This window comes from Paraburkholderia sp. J94, assembly GCF_905220285.1.
Lineage (GTDB): Bacteria > Pseudomonadota > Gammaproteobacteria > Burkholderiales > Burkholderiaceae > Paraburkholderia > Paraburkholderia tropica_A.
In genome coordinates this window covers 556,982-578,034 of sequence record NZ_CAJMZH010000001.1, presented here as the reverse complement: position 1 = coordinate 578,034, position 21,053 = coordinate 556,982, and the positions used below count along the sequence as shown (strand labels likewise).

Genomic DNA, 21,053 nt, shown 5'->3' with positions numbered 1-21,053 from the left:
GTCACGCGCGTTGCGCGTAGCTCATCTCGACCCGGTTGCGATATTCGCCGGATGCGACTTCGTGCATCCACGACTGGTTCGCGAGATACCACTCGACTGTCATCTTCATGCCAGTTTCGAAGGTTTCCGCTGGTTTCCACGCAAGCTCGCGTGCAAGCTTGCGTGCATCAATAGCGTAGCGGCGGTCGTGTCCCGGACGGTCAGCGACGAACGTAATCTGTTCGTGGTACGACCCGGCCGGAGTCGGCGACAGTGTGTCAAGCAGGTCACAGAGCATCCGTACTACGTCTATGTTCTTCTTCTCGTTCAAGCCACCGACGTTGTACGTCTCGCCCGGGACACCGCGTGCAAGTACCTCACGGATCGCACTGCAGTGGTCGCCTACATACAGCCAGTCGCGCACGTTCTGGCCGTCGCCGTACACCGGCAGAGGCTTGCCGGCGAGCGCGTTCGCGATCATCAGCGGAATCAGCTTTTCGGGAAATTGAAACGGACCATAGTTGTTCGAGCAGTTGGTCGTCAGAACCGGCAAGCAATATGTATGGAAGTACGCGCGTGCAAGGTGATCGGACGCTGCCTTGGTCGCCGAGTACGGGCTGTTCGGCGCATACGGCGTAGTTTCGGAGAATCGGGAGGCGCTGGCAGACAGCGAGCCGAACACTTCATCGGTCGATACGTGCAGGAACCGGAACGCAGCCTTCGCGACGACGTCAAGTGTGTTCCAGTATTGACGGGTCGCCTCGAGCATTGTGAAAGTGCCGATGACATTGGTCTGCACGAAATCAGCAGGACCGTGGATCGAACGGTCTACGTGACTTTCAGCTGCGAAATGGACTACTGCTCGCGGCTTATGCACGGCGAGCAGCGTATCGATCGCAGCGCGGTCGCAAATGTCTGCGCGTGCGAACACGTGCCGGCCATCATCTCTCAGGGATTTCAGAGTGCCGAGATTGCCTGCGTACGTGAGCTTGTCGACATTGAGAACCGCTTCGTCTGACTGTGCGAGCCAGTCAAGCACAAAGTTGGCGCCGATGAAGCCGGCGCCGCCTGTAACCAGAATCATGAAAGTCCTTTCTGTCGTGATGGCTGCATTGCGATTTCGTGTATGCCACCTGGCTTGAAATGGCAACGTTCGCACTGTAACCGGTGCCAAGTTGGCGTTCCACCGGCGTGCGCATCATGTCAATCGTCGATCCGACGCGCGCATCGTCACGGGTTACTGCCGTGGTTGCAAACTACTTTTCCTCGCTGATCCGGGATACGTCAACATCAGCTTTCAGCTTTCAACTTTCGATCAAAAGTGCGAGTGATTCGCCTCAAACTATCGGGGTCAGTGGCGCGATCGCCGGGAGTGAGATTCAAACCTCCGGTTGATCGATTACCCTCACACGATTGCCCAGCGCTTAAATGGGCTCAAGAGACGCGCGCGAGATCGCGCACGCACATGATAAGTAGCTCAGCATCCAACGAGTTGGTTGCGGCCGATTCGATTAAACCTATGTCGGATAAAGCCACACTATGCTGTCATTCGACATCAGCACATTCATTCCGGAGTTCGCACGTTCAAAGTCACCAAGGCCGTTTCCCGGTCGCTGGTCTCGGTACGCGCTTCCTGCCGACGACCAAAGCTAGTCCGAAGGAAATGCTGCCTGTTGTTGACAAACCACTGATCCAATACGCCGTCAACGAGGCCATTGCAGTTGGCACCACGGAAATGATTTTCGTAACCGGTCGTAGCAAACGATCGATCGAAGACCATTTCGACAAGTCTTACGAAATCGAGGCACGTGGGAAAAAGTAGTCGCTCGATCTAGTTCGCGGAATCAAGCCTAGTTACGTCGATTGCTTTTATAGTACGACCACAGTTCGGTTCTGGGAGTTGAGAAAATTCCGCGGGAAGATACGCGTTCATACCGAACTCTCGATGGTCGTGCCTGGGAAGAGAATATTGTCAAACTGGCCGGGATTGTCGAGAAGCCCGCACCGAACGGTGCACCATCAACTCTCGGTGTCCTCGGCCGTCACTCACATTTTTTTCAGTTGCCTTCAAGCTGGATCAGGAACAACTTCGATGACAAAACGCACTTGTCCTCCTGATCGCCGCATCGTCGTGGCTCGTCATGGTTGTCTGGTGGATAAGTCCCCCAGATGATGGCAAATCTGCCGACGCCAGGACCTCGTACTCTCATCGCGTTGCGCTTCAACGGTTTGACGATATCGACTGCCGTGGTTGCGGCTAGCGGCGTCTCGTCTGCGATTTCGACGACATCTAACCCGCGTGCATCGAACAAATAGCGCTTGGTACCGTACTTTCGATGCGTAATCGTCTCAATCGATCGACCGCTATCTGTTCGCAAACCGGAAAACGAGATCTCGCTTTCGATGGAGTGTGTCCCGCCAAAATCCCACCGGTAGTCCCATTGCGTCACGCTTTTAACAATCCATCGGCCATTCATAAGTACGGCGTGGAATAGCTGGGTGAATCCCTTATCGTCGTATTTCAAGAAAGATATGACCGGGTCACCCTGCTCATTCCTGCCGAGTTCAATGTTGTTGAATAGCCCTGTATTCTCTGGCACGTCCACAACCTCGGCCCCATCGCCCTGATTTATCGGAAGCCTGAGTGCGACACCGTCAAATCGCGTCCAGACTTTCATGTCCGCACTACATGCGTAGGCGATGTCAGAGTTGGTCCTGACGTCTGGAGTACGCCGCCAGACCCATGCAACACAATATCCACCGTTCCGACGTGCCTGAAACTGCGTCGGATACGCGCTCACAGTACCAGCGACGCCCTTGTCGCCAAACAAGGGGCTGCTCAACATATCTTTCCACGCGCCGTCAACAAACCGCTTTATAACGTAGTTGCCGTCTCCACTTCCACCATCCCGATAGATAAACAGCGTGTCACCACGATCGTCGTTGAGAAACTTCGGATATGTGACACGTTGCTCCCGGTTTCCATTCATGCGATTGATTAATGTCAGCGACGTTAGATCATTTGACCGGTTCGTCCTTGCGTAGAGAAGTGGTGTTGCGTGTTCATTTCCGGAAACGTGAAGGATGCCGGCGCTGTCGTAGTCTAGCGCTATGTAGTTATGGGAATCCCATCCCGCAAATTGACTGGCAAGACGAATCGTTCGCACCGCTCCGGTCCTCAAATCTGCCTCAGCGACAGTCAGGTAGCGAGACGCGTCGTAGTAGCCGACATATGCCTTATCACCGACTCTCAACGCATCAAAGCCGACGCGCGTGCCAGCCCACACGTTATCAATGAAGATTCTTGACTGCAGCGGAGAGGCGGCCTGCGACACTATCGACAAGCCTTGGAGAACACACCACGTGATGGCCACCAATCCCGATGTGAATCGCTTCATTCCCTCCCCCGTTTAATGTTCATTGCCGCACGCTACCCGCCTTTTCCCAGACAGATACGCGCTGACCTACAACAAATCGGAAAATCGCAACGGCGGCGGCTATGTTAACCATGCAGAAGTAGAACGGAATCGCAGCAATTTTTTTCCTCCTAATCTCGAACACGTTCACCGCTCCAAGTAGAGCGAAGAGGTAGAAAATACCTTGCCCAGTGAGCGCAACCGTCGCAATCAGCGGATTGCTGTCGATGAGCAAAACGCTCAGCAACAGGATGGCGACCTGAAGAAAGGCGCCAAACCAGCGAATTACCTTGTGAGAGACGAACACAAAAAGCCGGGCACCCCGCAGCTCCTGGATATTTCTGAAGAAGCCTGTGAGTCCGCGAACCACGATACGAGTCTTGCGGCGATATTCCTCCCCTGCCTTCGTCGCCGAATTTTCGAAGGACAATGCCTTATCCTGGAAGACAACACGCCATCCACTGTTGCCAATCTGCATCGGTGTCTCGAAGTCGTTAGCAACATCGTCACTAAGTTGACGAAACAACTCGCGCCGTATCGCCAGGATCGGTCCGTTACCCACAATCACAAGCCCAAACCGGTTCAATGCCTCCTTGATTCTATTCTCGAATCGCCAATAGACACCATCGCTTTTCGCTGTCCCGCTATCCTTCTTCGCGGACCGACTTTCCTTGCCTACAACGCATCCAACGTCCGCAGAATCGAATCCTTCCACCAGATAGAGAATCGCCATCTCGTCGAACATCGCGTTCGCGTCCGTGAAGGCGACAACTTCACCATCCGCGATCGCGACAGCTGAGTTCAGACACGCATTCTTGCCGCGCCTGACGTCGGAATGCAAGAGCACTACGCCTTGATCACGGTAGGAATTGACAATTTCTGCCGTCGCGTCGCGCGAGCCGTCGGACGCAACAATAATCTGTAATTTATCGAGCGGATATTTTGACGCCAACGCATTTTTTATCTTCTCGCGTATTACCATCTCTTCGTTATACGCGGAAATTATGAGTGACACCTTCGGAAGATTACTATGCCTCTTTGCATTCTTCTGATCTGCATTCCGCGGCGAAAATCTTTCTATGATTAGCAATCCTAAAGGAAAAAGTGAATATGGGTAAATAAATAGTGTGACAAGAAAGATGAAGGTCCAAAGCATCATGTTCATACCCCGATCTGGCTGTTATTAGTCAACTTTTCTTTCTCTGCCATGCGTCCCAAAGAAAGTGCGACGATGCAATAGACGGATCCACTCAAGAGGGATCCGGCGGCAAACCCTGAAATGCCAAAAGTTCTGTAGAGAACAATTGAGGGGAGCAATCCGCAACACAGATATGCGAAGAATAAAATCCCCACCATCGTCGATATCCGCTTCTTGCATTCAAGAAGTTTTTGGCACATCAATGCAATCTGCCAGCAACACGCGCCTACCGACAAGAATAAAAATACCCCAACCGACAGGTGCAGATTGATGTTAAAGATCGGCAAAATTTGAAATATGAGACCATAGAGCACACCAATAAATAATGTGCCGAAAGCACCCTGTATCAGCACACCCTTTCGAATCAGTGAGTTGACCAACCTGTGCTGGTCGTCGGCATAGGCTTTAAAGATTGCTGGCTGAACCATCAACGTCACTGGCAATAAAATAAACGTGAATGCCCGAAAAACGATGTCATATTGATAGGCGTAGCTCCCCATTGCGTCACTGCTTGCGATCCTTGATAGTACAAACCGGTCTGAAAACGGGATTGCGAGTGACGATGCAAGCCATATCGCAATCGGCCAGCTATAACCCAGAACCGGACGCAGTCGATCGCTCATTGCGCTTGCTTTGGCGAGCCCGAATGTCACATATCGCCGCGCCGACATGCAGACAATTAACATGTCGAGTACCATCCCAACTGCAAGCGCTGCCACGAGCCCGATGTAGTCGTGCGCCCAACTGAGTGCCGCGAGAATCACGCTCGCGGCAATGCACACCGCGCGAAATGCTTCGAGCCCGAGATACTGACTGATCCTGAATCGCGCCTGATGCATGGAGATGACGAGCAGATGCATTCCTTGCGCACATGCTGCGAGTGCCGCAAGAATCAGAACGGATCCCGGCGACCAAAATAGTGAGCAGAACAAGGCCACCGCCAATATCAATGCAGCCGACACGCCCCAGCCAAAGAAGAACGCTTCTGGACAGCCGCCAAGCAGATCGTCGCGCCCATTGGCGAATCGCGCGACTCCCTGCGAGAGCCATCCGAAGAACAACGCGGCAGCTGCGAGCGCCCCAGTAAACACAATCGAGAATTCACCGTATGTGGCGGGACCCATCGCGCGCTCCACCACATACGCCATTGCGAGTGTCCCCAATGCGGGGCATGCACGGGCAGCGACGAATATCGGTAATCTTTTGATATTCACGCTAGCTCCCGAGCAGGCTTAACGAGGCGTCGCCTGCGTCCAAAAAATCTGAAATAAATGGCAAGGCCAACATATGCGCCGATGTGCGCTGTGTAGCTGAACAGGCTGACGATAGGTGTCCAGAAAACAAAGCCATACATAGCCACCAGGAGGGCGGCCCATACCACTTCGCCACGCACGCAACGGCGAAATGCCACGGAGCTCAGAAAGCCGATTGTCGCCATGTACATCATCGCGCCAGGAAGTGAGAAGTCCTGGATTAATCCCCGAAATGCGGTATAGATATTTCCCCATGAATCTCCGCCACCGAGATTCACATACTGGTCATACAGACCCGCCTTCCGCGCCTGAATACCGAAGAGATCGAAAATACCAACAAAGGTCAGGTAGCCATTCGTCACGGCAGATCTGAAATCGTACGCATCGACCCACAGGCTGAAGCCTGCTATGCTGCCGACCGGCCACTGCCGGAGGTGCATTAGGACCTCCTTTAAACGGCCGAGATCAGTAATGCCCCCACGCATGAACTGCAACGAAATAAACATGAAGGCGACCAGAATTGCGCCGACACTGCCATATAGCACGACCTTTTTCGATAAAAGCCTGAGATTTACACGGCCTCCGCCCAAAATCGCACCGCAGAAATTCCCCGCCACCCAGAATATCAAGTTAAAAAGAACCGCTGCCCGCGTCGTGAGAATAATCGCAATCAGGAGCGATGGAATGATCGGGATGTAATACTCGAATCGACGATAGCGATCTGGATAGAGAGATTTGAATAATCCCCCTATTGTTGTGGCAAAAAAAATGAACATCTGGGCAACGCGTGCACCTAGTGGAAGTTGAAACTGCTCTTCATATCTGGCAATGGACATCGCGTGGCTGATTTCCATGATCCCACTGAAAGAAAACAGCTTGGTCACGCTGATTCCCTGTGTTCGAAGGATCGACGCGATTGCGACCAGTCCAAAAAACAGAGAGCCATATACGATTGGCCGAAAATGCAGAAATTCCTGCGGTTCCGGTCGTGATACATTCGCCTGGTCGGAAGAGACAAGAAAATATGCTAGCGCGCCAAGTACCGCGCTTACCTGCATACTCAGGATCAACATGTACGCCATCGGCGAATAGTAGTAGTCCGGTGCGAACACACCCGTACAAATTGAAATTACCAACCACAATTGGCACAAAATTACCACTGGATGATAAGGCGCTTTTAGTATCCTGAGCGCGACACGAGCCAGAACATACTGCAGAAATATGATCAGATATTCCATTAGAAATAGTTATCCCGGCAAAATGCATGTGAGCGGCGCAAATATTCAACGATAATTCTGCTCGGAACCAAGCCAGTACTCGAATGCTCACGATGAATGACCTGCAGCTCTGGCTGGTAGACAACTTTCAGTTTGGAGACCCTACATTGTTCGGCGACAAACATCTCCTCGCAGAACAGAAACTCCGGGTAGTTCAGGTCAAGCCCATTTTCGAAGTACCGAGCAAGAAATATCATGAACGCTCCGTGGGCGCCGTAAATCTCTCGGGATTGTTCGGCCGCGCGCACGCCGGCCGCCTTCGCCAGAATGCGCTTTACGTTTGCAAGCAGACGATGTGCGACGCCTAGTGCATATACCGAGTACACCTGGCTTAACAGGGAAAATTTCTTTCTTTGAGGCTTGGTCGAGTACAACGGATTCTGATCTGTGCCAGTTATCGACGATCGGATTGACGGTGCGATGACGCCGATATCTCCACCTTCGACATTAGCGAGCATGCCAGTCAGCTTGTCAAAGAAGTCTTTACCGACGAGCTCGATATCAGTATTTGAGACGATGGCGCAGGCAAACTCTTTATCAGCAAACGCCTTCATCGCCTGCTGATACGCGAAGTGCATACCACCAAAGTATCCAAGGTTTTCGCCGTTTGAAGAGACAACCACCCGATTCCCAAACGAATCGAATCTTCTAACGAACAGGGACCACTCTGATTCGGTCTTTTTCGAATTGTCTACAACTGAGAAGAATACGCGTGACTCTGCGTCGACTGAAAGGACGTTGCGCACAAAGCCTTCCGTCTCGGCGTCGTTCTTGTAATCCACACATAGAATTAGGATATTTTTTCCCAACGCGATCCCCTGGTGAGAAGTACCTTATTGGTGCGCGACCCGGAAGGGCACATCGATTCAGGAGGCAGCCCCCGGGTCGGCACATCCGATTTCACTTAATGAACGAGAAAATTCGACGTTTCCTCTTGTCCCTATCCTTCGCATAATCGTAGGCGTAGTAGCGATAGCCACCGTACTTGGACCCGTAGCGATAGCGGCCACGGGTCGTGCTCACTGCATTCAGCACGACTCCTGCAACATGCGCCGGTACTTGACGAAGCCGGCGTACCGTCTCGACAATTTCACCGATCTTGGTGAGACCTGCCCGTGCAACGATGAGTACCGTGCCAGCATAGCGGCTCAGCATTTCCGCGTCTGCGGCGGCAAGAACAGGCGCCGTATCGAAGATCACGATGTCGTACGCAGTATTGAGGTGCTTCAGCAATTCAGCCGTGCGCGGACTGTCAAGGACTTCAGACGGATTTGGGGGCAAGATTCCCGTCGTCAGCAAGTCGAGGTTCTTCGATACATCGCGGCGAATCACTTCTTCAAGCTGTGCAGAGCCGGCAATCACCTCTGACAGGCCGCGTTCACGTTCCGTCCCGTAGACACCATGCAGACGCCCGTTGCGAATATCGCCGTCAACCAGCAACACCTTCCTGCTGCCTGCCGCAATGAGCGCGGCAAGGTTACTTGCAACGAACGATTTGCCAATCGATGGAGCGGGGCCGGTGATAAGCACAAGGTTATTCTTCGCATCGAGCAACGCGAACTGCAACGCCGTTCGCAGGCTGCGCAGCGTTTCAACGGCAACGTCGTTCGGATACAAGTCCGCCAAGGTGCCAGGTTTGTCGCCAGGCCCGTGCACGAATTCGTTGCGGGACTGAAAGACGGACGCGTAAACGTGCAGGCCGGTGTGCTGTTCAATCTCGTGAGCAGAGTTAATTCCGCCGAACCACAGATCACTCAAGATCGCCGACGCGATTGCACATAACAGCCCCAGCAAGGCAGCGATCGCGATGACAAGTGCTTTGCGTGGCTTGACAGCCACTTCCGGCTCCAGAGCACGGTCGACAACCCGTACATTGCCCGTTGCCCCGGCCTGGACGAGCTGCAGTTCCTGTGCGCTGTTCTGCAGCGAAGCATAAAGCTGCGTGTCGATATTCACTTCCAGTTGAAGACGCACTGCCTCCTGCTGCAGATTCGGCAATGTACTGATTTTTCCGAGAATGCGCTTTTGGTCCGCCTGCAGCGTATCGATCTGCTTGCCGATCCCGACGACGCTCGGGTGATCCGAGGCGAAGCGCTGGAGAAGATCGCTTCGTTTTGCCTGCAGTTCGACGATTTGCGCTTCGTCCTGTGACGACTGCTGTAGCGCGAGCAGTGCCTCCTGCGAGAGGTCAATGGTGCCGTGCTGATTGCGGAAGTCTGTGAAGCGCTGTTCGGATTTCTCGAGTTTCTTTTGGAGAACAGGTAGCTGCTGATTCAGGAACGACAAGGACTGCGCCGCCTGAGCCGCTTTCCGCTGTGCGTTCTGGAGCACATATTCATCCCCGATCGCGTTGACGATCTGTGTTATCTTCCCTGGATTCGTATCGGTCAGTGAGACGGACATCACGTTGGACTGCTTGTCCGACTGCTGAACAATAACTGACGTCTGCAGATTCTGGATTGTGTCAAGATACGAATGGCGGTAAAGATTGAACCGTGTTCCCGGGTTCGCGCGTACGCTCTCTACGAGCAGCCGGATTGGACCCGCATCCGTTCGAATGACTTCTTCCTTTCCAATCGTGCCGACCACTGGCTCGTCAAGATCTCCTCCGTCGAAGGTGTACTTGCCTCCCTCCAACAGGGTAAGCTTGAACTTGTCGTCCTCGTAGACCTGCGGCACGTCGAACCGGTTGATCTGTATGTCTTCGTTGCCCCACGCGAAGCCGCCGAAACCAAGAAGACCTGGCGCCGACATGCCCAGGGAGTGACTGGTCCGGTATTTGGCGATCCAGAAACCGATCACCGGAAAGTAGCGCGGGGTAGCGTCGATATACAGTTTGACCTTATCGACTGCAGCGGCGACTACACGCCGTGACTGAATGATCTGAGTTTCGTCTGCGCCCGTGGACTGGACATCGAACAGCGACGAAACATCCCCAAGTACGCCCTTGGACAGGGTTCCTTGCGGGCTGTCCTCCACTTGAACCAGGATATCGGCCTGATACTGTGGCTTGGCAAGAAATGCGTAAGCGACACCTGCTAGCAGGAAGAGCGAAAACACCAACGCAACCATGCGCTTATGGTCGAAAAGCACGTCGAGGAGCGGATACGAGTACTCCTCGACGACATCCTGATCGCGCTGGCCTTTGAGAGGGTCAATATTCATTTATTCAGGTTCTTACCAGCTTTTTGGGAAATGATGGGCGCGTGAGACTTCCACGAATTCGTTGACAACGCGATGTGTTGGCCTAAGGTATGCCCATGCGTCGAAGCTTGCCCAACCAAAATGCACCGTGTTGCTCGATCTGGGAGTAGATGAACTGGAATTTGTCCAATCCACCCCGATATGGATCCTCGATCTCCGTTCCCTGTGCCCCGAAGAGAAAAACCTTTCCCCTCGAGAACGGAGCGACTTTCTCAATATGTAGTCTCTGCGATCGTTCCATTGCCAGAATCAGGTCATAGTTGCGGCCCATCCAGCTTTCGAACTGCCGCGCACGGTGGGATGCGATGTCGATACCTGAAGCGGCCGTTGCCACTTGTGCCAATGGGTCTGCGGCTCCTCCGACCACAGCATCGACGCCGGCAGATTCGATCCGCAACATCGGCAATTGCATTCGCAGATACCCTTCAGCCATGGGGCTACGGCAAATGTTTCCAGTGCAGACAATCAGGATCGATTCGATCACGTCATGCTCGCGGTGGACACACGCGCCTTGGCTACTTCATTCTTTCGGCCAATTCCGTAGTACTCGATGCCAAGCGAGTCCATCATTCCAAGCTCGTAAATGTTGCGGCCATCGAAGATGATCGGATGCTTGAGCAAGCTCCGGACAGGCGTCAGGTCCTGACTTCGAAACTCCTTCCACTCGATCAAAACGATCAGGGCGTCTGAGTTTGCGAGTGCGTCCATCTTGTCCGAGACGTACCGCACGTTGTCTGCCCATGGCTGCCCTTCCAGGTCGGCTTCGATCGCTGCTTTGGCTTCTGGCATGGAGACAGGGTCGTAGGCAAACACCTTTGCGCCTTTCTCGAGAAGACTCTGGATCAGATGACGACTAGGTGCCTCGCGCATGTCATCGGTGTTTGGCTTGAACGCGAGTCCCCAGATTGCAAAGCGCCGATTTCTGAGGTCGCCCCCGAATCGCGCTATGACTCTTTCTCCAAGCAACGCCTTCTGCATTGAGTTCCGTTGCTCAACGGAATTCAGAATTACCGCATCGGTTTCAACGTCCGCGGCCATCCGTACAAGAGCCTTAACATCCTTTGGGAAGCATGATCCACCGTAGCCACACCCCGCATAGAGAAAGTGGTATCCGATGCGCGGATCCGAACCGATACCACGGCGTACGTCTTCCACGTCGGCGTCGACCTTCTCCGCAAGCTCAGCGATTTCGTTCATGAAGGAGATGAACTGAACTTCGCCGTGTTCTGCTGCCGCCTCGATGTTCGACGAAAACTGCAGGCGCGACGCCGCCACGTTCCGTTTGATGATCTCTGAAAGACCGGACTCGTAGATCGGCACATCGCCGTTGTTTAGCCTGTCAATCTTTCGCTCGTTCACGTCAAGGCACAAGACGTCGTTGCCGACTTCCGCAAGGCAGGCGCCAGTGACAAGGCCAACGTAGCCGGACCCGATTACTGTGATCTTCATGTTTCTATCTTCCGTTCGCCATGAGATGAAGGTCGGACACTAGCCGTCACTTCGTGTAATAGACGCCTGCGAGCCCCGCGTTGATTGCCGGTAGCAACAGGTTCAGGACGCGGCTGATGCGCACAAGACCGTTGCCGTCAACAAACACAATGTCTTTCGGTTGGAGCTCAAATTCAGTCGCAAGCACCATTGATACAGGCGACGAAGCATTGAGGTGATAGACCTGCGGTGTACCAATGAGTGAACCTCGAATGACATAGAATTGGGCAGCGTCTGCCGTATTCGAGTTGATGCTGCCCGCCTGTGCGATCGCCTGGCTTAGCGTGATTCGCCCGTCTTTCATGGGCACCGCGATCGCAGGCTTTGTGACCTCACCCATCACGAAAATGTTGTTGTCGTCACGGGCCATCACACGGACGAAGTCGCCATTCCGTAGCACCAGATCGGACGGGTTGATGCCCTTCTCGAGCATTCTCGAAAAGTCGAGCTGGTAGGTGACACCACTTCTTACGAGCATGACGCGGCTCTGGTCTGCGGCAGGTGTAAATCCGCCACTTCCCGATACCGCTTCATAGAGGTTCATCGGGATATCCGTCAACGAGACCGCGCCTGGCGCATGCACCTCGCCGTCGACATAGATTTTCTTCGATCTGAAGGAAGCAATGCGGACCGTCACTTGAGGGTGCGTGAAATATCTAGCGAGGCGCTCGGTGAGCGTCCGCTGAATCTGTTCGGTCGTCATTCCGCTCACGCCAATCACGCCGATGTACGGAAACTGAACCCTGCCGTCCTGATCAACAACGACGCCCGACGCGGGATCTCCCGTCTTCACGACATTCGTCGGCTGGGCTCCAAGTGCCTCGGCGAACTCAGGGTGATCCCAGACCGTAATCTGAAGGACATCTCCGGGCCCGATGTTGTATTTCTCCTTCGGTTGAGAAACGAGAGCCAGTATCTCGGAATTTGTCGCACTTGCAGATTGCTCGCGCATTCGACGAATCAGATCGACGTTGACTTCCTGGATCGGAACTTCAATTTGCTTCTGCCCTTCAGGCGAAGAAGCGTCCGACACAGGTATCGTCGCGGGTTCCATCATTCGCATCCCTGGCGCTATGCCGCACGCCGAAAGCATGAGACACGCGAACGGTACAGCCATGTCACGAAAAGCGCGCTCGATAGCCGTCTTCCCGGTAATCGACTTCAAATTCCCCCCGCGTCGTACATTCTTCACGCCGACCATCTCATTTCCCTATGAACTAAGCCATCAACCAGTTTGTATTCAGGCAATCAGACTGCATACTGCGCGAGCAAACAGACGCAGCGCTTCGTTTCATCAGAGTGTTCGAAATCCTCTCTTCTCATGCTGAGAAGGATCGCGAAACACAGGCCGCACCGAGCAAGCTCTTTCATGCGGTTCACGCGGCTAAGTGCAATCTACGGCCGGCGATAAGACAGAGTCGATTCTGTGCGGGTCGATGCTGCCCACCCATTGTCACTGTGCATTCAAGCGGGTCGGAAGACTTTAGGCCGCAGAGCGTCATATGCAATTGCCCTCCCTCGCTGTCTACCGCTTTAACCAACGCGAGTACGCACGCAATGGTATTGCCTTGATGAGGTAGACGGTGCGCGACCCATGCACTCAGTTCAATACGTTAGCTCCATCAATTCCCTTTTTAATCGTGTGTCGAGCACGATAAACCTATCACGTTCAAGTGATCAGTCCTGCAAATAATATAAATTACTCTCTATTCTCTTCGCCATCTTCTCAATGCGATCGGTCTCGCTCCCGCCTTTTCATGTCATTGATGAATTGTGGAAATTCGCCCAAGCTTATAGGATAGCTGGGGGGCTGCGCCGAACGGACTCGTCGACTTAGTCAGTTTTCGTATTAAAGTCTTCTAAATCCGACACAATTACATTCCTATTTAGTATCAGCGAGGCGTGGTCGTGAAGTGACTTAAATACCGGATATGCCACCGCTCTACAGCGGCTTGAGCTATAGACTCCGCCAGCCTCCTGACCAGGAGACGGTAACCCGATACTCCGAAGGCGATACAGGCCGTTCTCTGAAAATCTTTGCCACACCACTTGACGACAGCGCGCATTGCAATCTAACGCGCTGCTTCGTCCCCCAAGGTCACGCTTAACAGCCGCCAGCGCGGGAATGTCCACGACCTGATCCACGACTAGCACGCTACGCTACCGCCTAACGCAGGAAAAGACGCATGTCGCACAATCGCTCCCCCTTCTCAGTCGAACTGATTGCTGGAAGCCGCGTAAGACATAAGCTTTCCCTGAGCGAATTTGCCTTTTTCGTGCTTAGCGCTACTACGGTTTCTAAAAAACTATTGAGTGCTTCCGTTGCGTTGCATCATATCCACACCGTTAGGTGGCACAATCAGCCTGACCGATACAACCAAAGTGTTGGCGGATTAGCCCTCGTGAACCGGCGGCGCGACGTGGAAAAAGCCCTAGTAACAATCCGGGAGAGCCAAGGAAATATCGCGGCATGCACAGCATTATCTCTTCGCGCCGTCAAGCACGCGCAGGTTCAGTTCCGCCATGCTGATCCGAATCCTCCGGCCATTGGGGCGCGCTGAGAGGACGCAACGCATACCTCGCAACGCAACACGACTTGATTGGCTTAGCTGAAGCAATCGCGGATGAGCGAAAAACGTGAAGGTACTTTATCGACGAATTTAAGTTAGCTACCCGCCCGCTTCGACCTGAGCCTTCTGATGTCGGATGCGAATATGCCGGTGACGAAGCCCCCGACGCGCCAGCGGCGCCGCGCAAAGTTTTTGTGGTTTATTCGTACGCGGCAGCGACCGACATCATGGCGTAGTCTTATGTAGTCGCGGTCGACTCTGAACGCGCGCGTTCGTTTCGTAGGTTCACTAAATGGATTTACGAACTCGCCGTCCGGCGCAAGCAGACCTGGAATCACTCGGTGGCAATGGAATCGGCGGCCATCTACTGAATTCCGGTGTTCGAACCCTTGAAGGCGCTCCGCTTCGAGGTGGTTCTCGCCAACCTCTGCGACGCGAAAAAACGCGCCCGGGCGTAAGTCCGAAGTGAACCATGCGCCATGGCTCCAGAAACTGCACTCCTGCGGGCTATGTCGGGCAAGCTTGCGCCCGAGCCAAGACGTCGCGACACTGCCCTCCAATCCCAGGCTGCTGACCTGGACGAATTCTCTTGGCCATCTACTCCGCGCAGGCGTTGAGGGAATCGGGACCTATGGCGCAGGCCTTGCCCGTCTATTACGCGATCACGGGATCGAAGTGCTGGTGGTTAATCGCCCTGAGAGGGCTGCGCGTCGCTCTCCCGGAAAGTCCGATCCCACCGATGCGGAAAACGCGGCGCCATCAGTCCCCACCGGAAAGCAACGACGACTCCCAAAGAGCAATCTGGTGCGGCCGAACGATGCGATCTGTTTCCATTGCTCGCCGCATCGCCGTGACGGCCAAGACGCAGGCGAGCAATCAGTTGTGGGGCTCGGTGGTAAGCGCGCCGCAGGTCATCCGCGAACGTCTTCTGGAGACAAAGACTGCCGAATGCGTTGCTAACTGCACACGGCTACGCTCATTGGGTGACACGCGTATGTTGCAGACTTTGAGCGAAAAACCAAGGAAGGTACGTCGTACAAGGAAATGCACCGCGCTCTGACGCGCTAAATCGCCCATGAGCTCTATCCGCTCATTTTTCCTGATCTGGCTGATTCGACCCATGCTACTTGACATAGGAGCGACAACGCCGCGACGGGAAGCTTCGCACCCTGAAAACGGAGCGCGTGAACGGAAGCATCTATCGCACGAGGGACGCGGGTCAACGTGCCGAGTACATCGAGCGCCCTCACAACCGCGCCACCGCTGCAAAAAATATCCTTAAGTGCCAATATATCACTCGCCAACGTTCGGAATAGATGCTATTGAGAATGCCAGAAATTCTGATTATCCGCTCCGACACTCAACAAGGATTGGGATACATTAACAGCACGAAATGACAGTGACTAACGGGCCGCTGTTTCATCTGACACGTACTCAGGCGCCAGCATGGCGCATCCTCGCGCGATATTCTCCGGGCGTGGTCGATAAGTGCCTGCGAAACAGCTTGGAGAGCCATCCTCCACTGCCCAGCCCACAGTGTCGTGCAACTTCGTCGACCGACAGGTCCGTCTCGATCAACAAACGGCATGATGTATTGATGCGAATGCGCAGCAGGTAGTCCGATGGCGTGACCCCCATCTCAGCTCGAAATCTACGCAGAAAATTACGCCCACTCATTGAGCTGAACTTCGCAATCTCTTCGATCGTAAGCGCACGCGCGCAATTTTCCTCCATCCATCGCGCTGAGGCATGAATGCGCTCGCTGACGACGCCCGCCCCCGTCTCGTGGATTGTTGCGGTAAGGGACGCAGGCGGATTTTCGGCTAGTACTCGCCCAACAGCTTCAAGCGCGAACTCCCCGCCCAAGTCCTGCTCGATGAGTGCAATCGCCTTCCGAACGGGTGCTGTTGCCATCAGGCCGAAGTCACCCTTGCCGCGGCGATGTGGTTTCATCGCTTCACTGCAAACCGCGTCCCAGCCACTCATCGAGCGTTTTACGCCTGCAGCATCGAGCAGGAGCCGCCCGTTTCCGATAGGAACCACTACGTTACAAAGTGAAACCTCTCGTTGCAGCCAGCGTATCAGGCGTTCGTCGCGCAGCGCTTGGGGTGCACCGGCGCCCCCCGCTACGAACAATGTATGAAAGCCCCCCACGATGCGATGATTCTCGACACGCTCAGTCCACACAAACACGGACGAAGAACTGTCTACGCTCCCGCCCGCGACAGATAGCAGGGTGACGTCATAGCGAATCCTGGCACGGGCGAGGGTCTTCGACTGAGTTAGTTCATTTGCCGATTGAAAAATCTCCAGTATGATTGCCGTTTCTGAAAGCGAAAATCCACTAAAGAGCAGTATTCCGATCGACCTCACCTCGTCCAGACTCGGCAACGCATGTATCTCCGTGACATTGTTTTTTCGGGTTTGTTTCTGACACTCCACACGCTACCCCGCGATGGAAATATAATTCAGCTCACATTGAGCGATATAGATAATGACGAGATTAATATTACTGCACGAATGTGCACACTGAAGCCAGAAATGGCGGAAATCGCCAACACCTTGGCGTCAAATGACATCTAGAAGTTCAGCACTTTTTTTCTTTCAAAAATCACAAATACAGTAATTCACCGAATCAAAATATTACATCACCTAAATTCTCATAAATATAATACTCTCTGCGCCTGGAGCGGTTAACACAAATCGTCGACGAAGCGTAAACAGATAACGGCGGCGGCCAAAGACAGCAACGCAACATGAATGTCGGGACAACGCTCGCACAGGCGAACCAGGCACGCGTACGCTCGACCACTCAGCGATGCCGTCCGAGTCGCTCCTTGCTTTCTACTGCGCGAGGCCCGATACGGGCAGCAATACCCCGATGCTTCAGGTAACGTCGACAGCAGGCAGGGCGTTTGCGCGGCTGGCCGTGCAGGCCCGACACTGCCGGAATGCCATCGCGCGTGGGCTCGAATGCCATCGAATCGTGTCGGTGGCACCCGTGACTGTGATGGCCAACGGAATGCCGCGCGCATCTACGACGATGTGCCGTTTCGACCCGAGCTTGCCCACGTCTGTCGAGCTGGGGCGGTTACCGCCGACAATATCGCCGATGGTTGCAGTGGGCTTGTTCTTGCGTATCCAGGTTGCGAGATTGGTCGACAGTCGATGCAGTTCCGAGCGAGTGCCGTTGCGGTTCAGCCCTCGCACCTGATCCGGCGTAACGGTCGCACCCGAGTTCGCGGTGGACAGAAAACTCGCTGCGCTGTACCCAGCTGCCACGCCAAGATCGACTCCGAACTTGACCACGTGAGGCTTGTAACTCGGGTCGAACTGGTACCACGTGCCGCCTATATTGACCTTCACCCAAAGGTGCTCAATAGAGACGTCAGTCATCGCAGCCTTCAGGCCGGGACAATTTCCCGCCTGCGTGGCGTTGATGCCGTAGATCGGAATCTGGCCTTGGCCAAGCAGTCCCCTTCACGCCTGGCGATGCAATGCTCCGCGACTCACGCATCAGTCGGGACCAACTCACGAATGATCACCTGAGGAAAGGTGCTGGGTGTGTGCGCTGTCGTGGCAGTGGATACCGGGGGCGCAGGGCACTAACGGAACTGCTTGTCCTCGACGACGAACTGCGGGAACCTGCTCTCACGCGGACGAACGTTCGGGAGGGCTGAACTCGATCTCGTGATCGACCAGCCGCACATCAAGCTGCTGAAGGCGGTGCCTCAAGATGGCATCGTCGTCGAGACAAAACAGGACGGCAATATTGTCCATATCTCGATCGGAAAGGCCGCTTCGGAAGGGACGCTCGCCGTGCTCACGTTCCAGCCGGAAGACACTGTCGCAGGACTATTGAACCTGTCGCTGCAGAATCCCAAGGCCGAACAGGAGGACAAGGTTCAGATACGGAGCGCGGTCGCATTGCCCAAACAGATCACGATATCGCAATGATGAAATATCGCCGCCGCTCCTCCGGCTTCACATTGATCGAGATGATCGTAACCGTCGCCCTGGTGGCAATCATTGCGTCGATCGCCGCGCCATTTGCCAAATTACATATCGAGCGGGAAAAGGAACGCGAACTGAAGGACGCATTACGGGAGATTCGCACAGCGATTGATCGGTACAAGCGCGCAGGTGATGAAGGTCTGATTGCTCGCTCGGTCGATTCAACCGGCTATCCCAACTCCCTGCAGGAACTCGTCGACGGCGTAAAAAACCAGCGTGATCCGCACGGGAAAAAGATCTATTTCCTCCGGCGGATCCCTCGTGATCCGATGAGCGATTCCGCTGTTCCCGCTGCAGAAACCTGGGGCAAGCGTAGTTACGCGAGCGACGCCGATAATCCGGAAGAAGGTGATGACGTATACGACATCCATTCCCTGAGTGCGAAGGCCGGGAGCAACGGCATACTGTATCGGCAATGGTGAAACTGACCATGGATCAACGAACTTTGCACCGAGGCTTCACACTGATCGAGTTGCTCGTCGTGTTGGCAATCGTGGCCACACTCCTCTCGATTGTTGCGCCACGCTATGTCCATCAAACCGATCGCGCCAGAGAAGCCGCACTCAAAGCAGATCTTGCAGTCTTGCGCCGGGCGCTGGACGACTACTACAGCGACAACGGCCACTACCCTGACAAATTGACGGCGCTCGTGGAACACAGATATCTACGCGCACTGCCAGTTGATCCTCTAACGAATCGCTCTGATACGTGGATTCCTGTCGAAGGCAAGGACGGAGACGAAAAGACGCTTGTCGACGTGAAGAGTGGCGCGAAAGGCAACGCACCCGACGGTACGGAGTACAGCGCGTGGTGAGTACCTACAGCAATCGAAAGCGCCAGCAGGGCGTAGCGCACCTTTGGGCGCTGATGCTCGTGCTGGTCATTTCGCTTGGCGTGGGAAAACTCGTCCAGCGTATGTCCATAGTGAACCAGCGTATGCGCGAAGCCGAATTACTATACGTGGGAGGCCTGTATGGAGAGGCGATCCGGCAATACCATGAGAGTACGCCCGTCGGGTCTAACCCTTATCCAGAACGACTTCAGGATCTGTTGCGCGATCCACGTTACCCGGTGACAAGGCGTTATCTGCGGCAGCTTTACCGAGATCCGGTCACGGGCGAGCCATTTGAAACCATCACGGCCGCAGAGGGAGGCATCAGGGCAGTACGCAGCACATCGCCTCGAACACCCGTCAAGATCGCCGGCTTTAATGCCGACGAGCAGCAATTCATGAACGCGAAGACTTATCGTGAATGGGAATTCGGCATCGCTCCTTGAGCGCGTTGCCAATGCCAGACGGTAACGTGACGCGTTACTGACGGCCACATGCTTCCTGCCAACCATGAAAATGCGATCGAGATAGAAGTAAAACGTATCGGAACCCGCCAGCAACCATGGAACGTCCACACGATGATGCTCGAACAACCCGACGAATTTTGCCGGATACGTCGCGGACATGACCATCAACATCGCCGACGCGTAGCGACTAACCCAACCTAAACTAACCTCACCGCACCGCGCAAAACCAATCCCCAATCCCCCATAAGCATCGAACAATAACTTCGTAGGCCCCGAGCCAAAACGCATTATGGTGAGAGACCGTGCGCAACGTCCGCGCACGCTTTTACCGTTCCGATTCCATGCCGTCCCAAGTCGATGCGTTTTCCTCCTGGCTGATCGAAGGCCTCGAAGTCACCAGCACGCTGTTTCACGTCGGCCAGTATTGCGGCGCGTGGCAGGCTTCGACGAGCGGCCATCGCCGCGCCAGCTTCCACCTCGTCCTGCATGGCCGCTGCTGGCTGCATCTTCCGGCGCGGGCGGGCCGCCCGGCGCGCAGCGTGGCGCTCGTGGCCGGCGACGCCGTGTTCCTGCTCGACGATGTCACGCACTGCCTGTCGCCGCACGCGCTGCCGCCCGAAGCGGGCCAGGAGCGCGCGCGCCACGGCACGATGACGCCGCTCGACACGGCGAGCCTGCCCGTGCCCGATAGCCTCGGTCTCGCGTGCGGCTTCTTCGAGTTCAAGTCCGGTCTCGACAGCCTGATGCTCGACCTGCTGTTGCCCGATCACGTGATCGCGCGCCACGATCAACCCGCGCTGCACGGCGCGCGCCAGATCTTCGAGTTGATCCGCGCCGAGGCGCATCTCGATCCGCACACGCCCTCGCCCTTGATCGCTCGCCTGACGAGCCTGCTGTTTCTCTACACGCTGCGCGCGCTCGATTCGAACGACGAACTCACGCCCTGCTTCTGGGCGCTGCTGCGTCGTCCGGCGTTCGCGCCGCTGGTGGCGGCGATCGTCGCCGAGCCGGGCAAGCGCTGGACCACGGCGAGCATGGCCGATTTCGCGCACATGTCTCGCGCGCGTTTCTGCAAGCAGTTCGCCGATCTCTGCGGTCAGCCGCCCGCGCAGTTCCTCACGCTCGTGCGCATGAAGCTCGCGGCGTCGATGCTGAGCACCGGCACGAGCATGCCCGATGCCGCCGAGCAGGTGGGCTACCAGTCCGAATCGGCGTTCGCGCAGGCCTTCAAGCGCGTGACCGGCGTGCAGCCCGGCGCGTGGCGTCGCGCGGCCGCGGGCGACGCGGCGCTTGCCGTGCTGCACTGAGCGGACTCACTTCGAAACACGCCGAACGCACGCCCGACCCACCGCGAA

General features: G+C 55.1%; 18 protein-coding genes and 3 pseudogenes. 9 read left to right on the top strand and 12 right to left on the bottom strand.

All coding sequences use genetic code 11. The features are described 5' to 3' along the window. Position 1: 1 nt before the first annotated feature. The gene (gene rfbB / locus U4Y88_RS02555; protein WP_321782008.1) at positions 2-1,063 is read right to left on the bottom strand and encodes a dTDP-glucose 4,6-dehydratase; all 1,062 of its coding nucleotides are present in this window, start codon (positions 1,061-1,063) and stop codon (positions 2-4) included. Positions 1,064-1,179: 116 nt separating this feature from the next. Here rfbB and U4Y88_RS02550 point away from each other — a divergent pair, with 116 nt between their 5' ends. The 3 genes and pseudogenes from U4Y88_RS02550 to U4Y88_RS37725 all read left to right on the top strand — a co-directional run. Beyond that, positions 1,180-1,374 (top strand): hypothetical protein, encoded by a 195-nt coding sequence (locus U4Y88_RS02550; protein WP_321782006.1) that lies wholly within the window; start codon positions 1,180-1,182, stop codon positions 1,372-1,374. A 167-nt stretch (positions 1,375-1,541) separates the two neighbouring features. After that, positions 1,542-1,798, top strand: a pseudogene (locus U4Y88_RS37730) (sugar phosphate nucleotidyltransferase); the annotation flags it as partial. 59 nt (positions 1,799-1,857) lie between these two features. After that, positions 1,858-2,025: pseudogene (locus U4Y88_RS37725) on the top strand (UTP--glucose-1-phosphate uridylyltransferase); the annotation flags it as partial. Between the two features lie 11 nt (positions 2,026-2,036). Here U4Y88_RS37725 and U4Y88_RS02540 read toward each other — a convergent pair. The 9 genes from U4Y88_RS02540 to U4Y88_RS02500 form a co-directional block, all read right to left on the bottom strand. Further along, a complete protein-coding gene (locus tag U4Y88_RS02540; RefSeq protein ID WP_321782004.1) occupies positions 2,037-3,377 on the bottom strand; it encodes a BNR repeat-containing protein in 1,341 nt (446 codons plus the stop codon). A 19-nt stretch (positions 3,378-3,396) separates the two neighbouring features. Continuing rightward, positions 3,397-4,560 (bottom strand): glycosyltransferase family 2 protein, encoded by a 1,164-nt coding sequence (locus U4Y88_RS02535; RefSeq protein ID WP_321782003.1) that lies wholly within the window; start codon positions 4,558-4,560, stop codon positions 3,397-3,399. Continuing rightward, positions 4,557-5,807: a hypothetical protein gene (locus U4Y88_RS02530; RefSeq protein ID WP_321782001.1), complete on the bottom strand. Its 1,251-nt coding sequence runs from the start codon at positions 5,805-5,807 to the stop codon at positions 4,557-4,559. Before U4Y88_RS02530 ends, U4Y88_RS02535 begins: the two co-directional genes overlap by 4 nt. Then, positions 5,804-7,084 (bottom strand): O-antigen polymerase, encoded by a 1,281-nt coding sequence (locus U4Y88_RS02525; protein WP_321781999.1) that lies wholly within the window; start codon positions 7,082-7,084, stop codon positions 5,804-5,806. Before U4Y88_RS02525 ends, U4Y88_RS02530 begins: the two co-directional genes overlap by 4 nt. Beyond that, positions 7,084-7,905 (bottom strand): hypothetical protein, encoded by an 822-nt coding sequence (locus tag U4Y88_RS02520; RefSeq protein WP_321781997.1) that lies wholly within the window; start codon positions 7,903-7,905, stop codon positions 7,084-7,086. The genes U4Y88_RS02525 and U4Y88_RS02520 overlap by 1 nt, the downstream gene beginning before the upstream one ends. Before the next feature lie 118 nt (positions 7,906-8,023). Beyond that, a complete protein-coding gene (locus tag U4Y88_RS02515; RefSeq protein ID WP_321781995.1) occupies positions 8,024-10,288 on the bottom strand; it encodes a polysaccharide biosynthesis tyrosine autokinase in 2,265 nt (754 codons plus the stop codon). Between the two features lie 82 nt (positions 10,289-10,370). Then, a complete protein-coding gene (locus U4Y88_RS02510) occupies positions 10,371-10,811 on the bottom strand; it encodes a low molecular weight protein-tyrosine-phosphatase (protein ID WP_321781993.1) in 441 nt (146 codons plus the stop codon). Next, positions 10,808-11,776 carry a UDP-glucose dehydrogenase family protein gene (locus U4Y88_RS02505; RefSeq protein WP_321781991.1) on the bottom strand — a complete coding sequence of 323 codons (969 nt, stop codon included), beginning with the start codon at positions 11,774-11,776 and terminating at the stop codon, positions 10,808-10,810. Before U4Y88_RS02505 ends, U4Y88_RS02510 begins: the two co-directional genes overlap by 4 nt. Before the next feature lie 46 nt (positions 11,777-11,822). Then, positions 11,823-13,016, bottom strand: a complete 1,194-nt coding sequence (locus U4Y88_RS02500; protein ID WP_321781989.1) for a polysaccharide biosynthesis/export family protein — start codon at positions 13,014-13,016, stop codon at positions 11,823-11,825. Positions 13,017-14,001: 985 nt separating this feature from the next. Here U4Y88_RS02500 and U4Y88_RS02495 point away from each other — a divergent pair. Next, positions 14,002-14,376, top strand: coding sequence for a hypothetical protein (locus tag U4Y88_RS02495; RefSeq protein WP_321781987.1), 375 nt, complete (start codon positions 14,002-14,004; stop codon positions 14,374-14,376). A 1,443-nt stretch (positions 14,377-15,819) separates the two neighbouring features. On the opposite strand, the gene U4Y88_RS02490 is transcribed toward U4Y88_RS02495, so the two are convergent. Together U4Y88_RS02490 and U4Y88_RS02485 are read right to left on the bottom strand one after the other, a co-directional pair. Further along, positions 15,820-16,776, bottom strand: a complete 957-nt coding sequence (locus U4Y88_RS02490) for a GlxA family transcriptional regulator (protein WP_321781985.1) — start codon at positions 16,774-16,776, stop codon at positions 15,820-15,822. Positions 16,777-17,078: 302 nt separating this feature from the next. Further along, a pseudogene (locus tag U4Y88_RS02485) lies at positions 17,079-17,529 on the bottom strand (IS5/IS1182 family transposase); the annotation flags it as partial. 474 nt (positions 17,530-18,003) lie between these two features. On the opposite strand from U4Y88_RS02485, the gene U4Y88_RS02480 reads away from it, so the two are divergent. The 5 genes from U4Y88_RS02480 to U4Y88_RS02460 all read left to right on the top strand — a co-directional run bounded on the left by U4Y88_RS02480 (position 18,004) and on the right by U4Y88_RS02460 (position 21,005). Continuing rightward, complete coding sequence (locus U4Y88_RS02480) at positions 18,004-18,342, top strand: hypothetical protein (protein WP_321781983.1); 339 nt, start codon at positions 18,004-18,006, stop codon at positions 18,340-18,342. Further along, on the top strand, positions 18,339-18,821 hold the full coding sequence (locus tag U4Y88_RS02475) for a type II secretion system protein (protein ID WP_321781981.1): 483 nt from the start codon (positions 18,339-18,341) through the stop codon (positions 18,819-18,821). The genes U4Y88_RS02480 and U4Y88_RS02475 overlap by 4 nt, the downstream gene beginning before the upstream one ends. An 8-nt stretch (positions 18,822-18,829) precedes the next feature. Beyond that, positions 18,830-19,213: a prepilin-type N-terminal cleavage/methylation domain-containing protein gene (locus U4Y88_RS02470; RefSeq protein ID WP_321781979.1), complete on the top strand. Its 384-nt coding sequence runs from the start codon at positions 18,830-18,832 to the stop codon at positions 19,211-19,213. Continuing rightward, positions 19,207-19,677 carry a type II secretion system protein gene (locus U4Y88_RS02465; RefSeq protein WP_321781977.1) on the top strand — a complete coding sequence of 157 codons (471 nt, stop codon included), beginning with the start codon at positions 19,207-19,209 and terminating at the stop codon, positions 19,675-19,677. Before U4Y88_RS02470 ends, U4Y88_RS02465 begins: the two co-directional genes overlap by 7 nt. Positions 19,678-20,039: 362 nt before the next feature. Beyond that, the gene (locus U4Y88_RS02460) at positions 20,040-21,005 is read left to right on the top strand and encodes an AraC family transcriptional regulator (protein ID WP_321781975.1); all 966 of its coding nucleotides are present in this window, start codon (positions 20,040-20,042) and stop codon (positions 21,003-21,005) included. The last annotated feature ends 48 nt before the right edge of the window (positions 21,006-21,053 follow it).

Excerpts from the sequence above, each read along its gene's own strand:
- rfbB (WP_321782008.1), bottom strand. The coding sequence starts at position 1,063 with ATGATTCTGGTTACAGGCGGCGCCGGCTTCATCGGCGCCAACTTTGTG.
- U4Y88_RS02550 (WP_321782006.1), top strand. The coding sequence starts at position 1,180 with ATGTCAATCGTCGATCCGACGCGCGCATCGTCACGGGTTACTGCCGTG.
- U4Y88_RS02540 (WP_321782004.1), bottom strand. The coding sequence starts at position 3,377 with ATGAAGCGATTCACATCGGGATTGGTGGCCATCACGTGGTGTGTTCTC.
- U4Y88_RS02535 (WP_321782003.1), bottom strand. The coding sequence starts at position 4,560 with ATGAACATGATGCTTTGGACCTTCATCTTTCTTGTCACACTATTTATT.
- U4Y88_RS02525 (WP_321781999.1), bottom strand. The coding sequence starts at position 7,084 with ATGGAATATCTGATCATATTTCTGCAGTATGTTCTGGCTCGTGTCGCG.
- U4Y88_RS02515 (WP_321781995.1), bottom strand. The coding sequence starts at position 10,288 with ATGAATATTGACCCTCTCAAAGGCCAGCGCGATCAGGATGTCGTCGAG.
- U4Y88_RS02505 (WP_321781991.1), bottom strand. The coding sequence starts at position 11,776 with ATGAAGATCACAGTAATCGGGTCCGGCTACGTTGGCCTTGTCACTGGC.
- U4Y88_RS02500 (WP_321781989.1), bottom strand. The coding sequence starts at position 13,016 with ATGGTCGGCGTGAAGAATGTACGACGCGGGGGGAATTTGAAGTCGATT.
- U4Y88_RS02495 (WP_321781987.1), top strand. The coding sequence starts at position 14,002 with ATGTCGCACAATCGCTCCCCCTTCTCAGTCGAACTGATTGCTGGAAGC.
- U4Y88_RS02475 (WP_321781981.1), top strand. The coding sequence starts at position 18,339 with ATGATGAAATATCGCCGCCGCTCCTCCGGCTTCACATTGATCGAGATG.
- U4Y88_RS02470 (WP_321781979.1), top strand. The coding sequence starts at position 18,830 with ATGGATCAACGAACTTTGCACCGAGGCTTCACACTGATCGAGTTGCTC.
- U4Y88_RS02460 (WP_321781975.1), top strand. The coding sequence starts at position 20,040 with ATGCCGTCCCAAGTCGATGCGTTTTCCTCCTGGCTGATCGAAGGCCTC.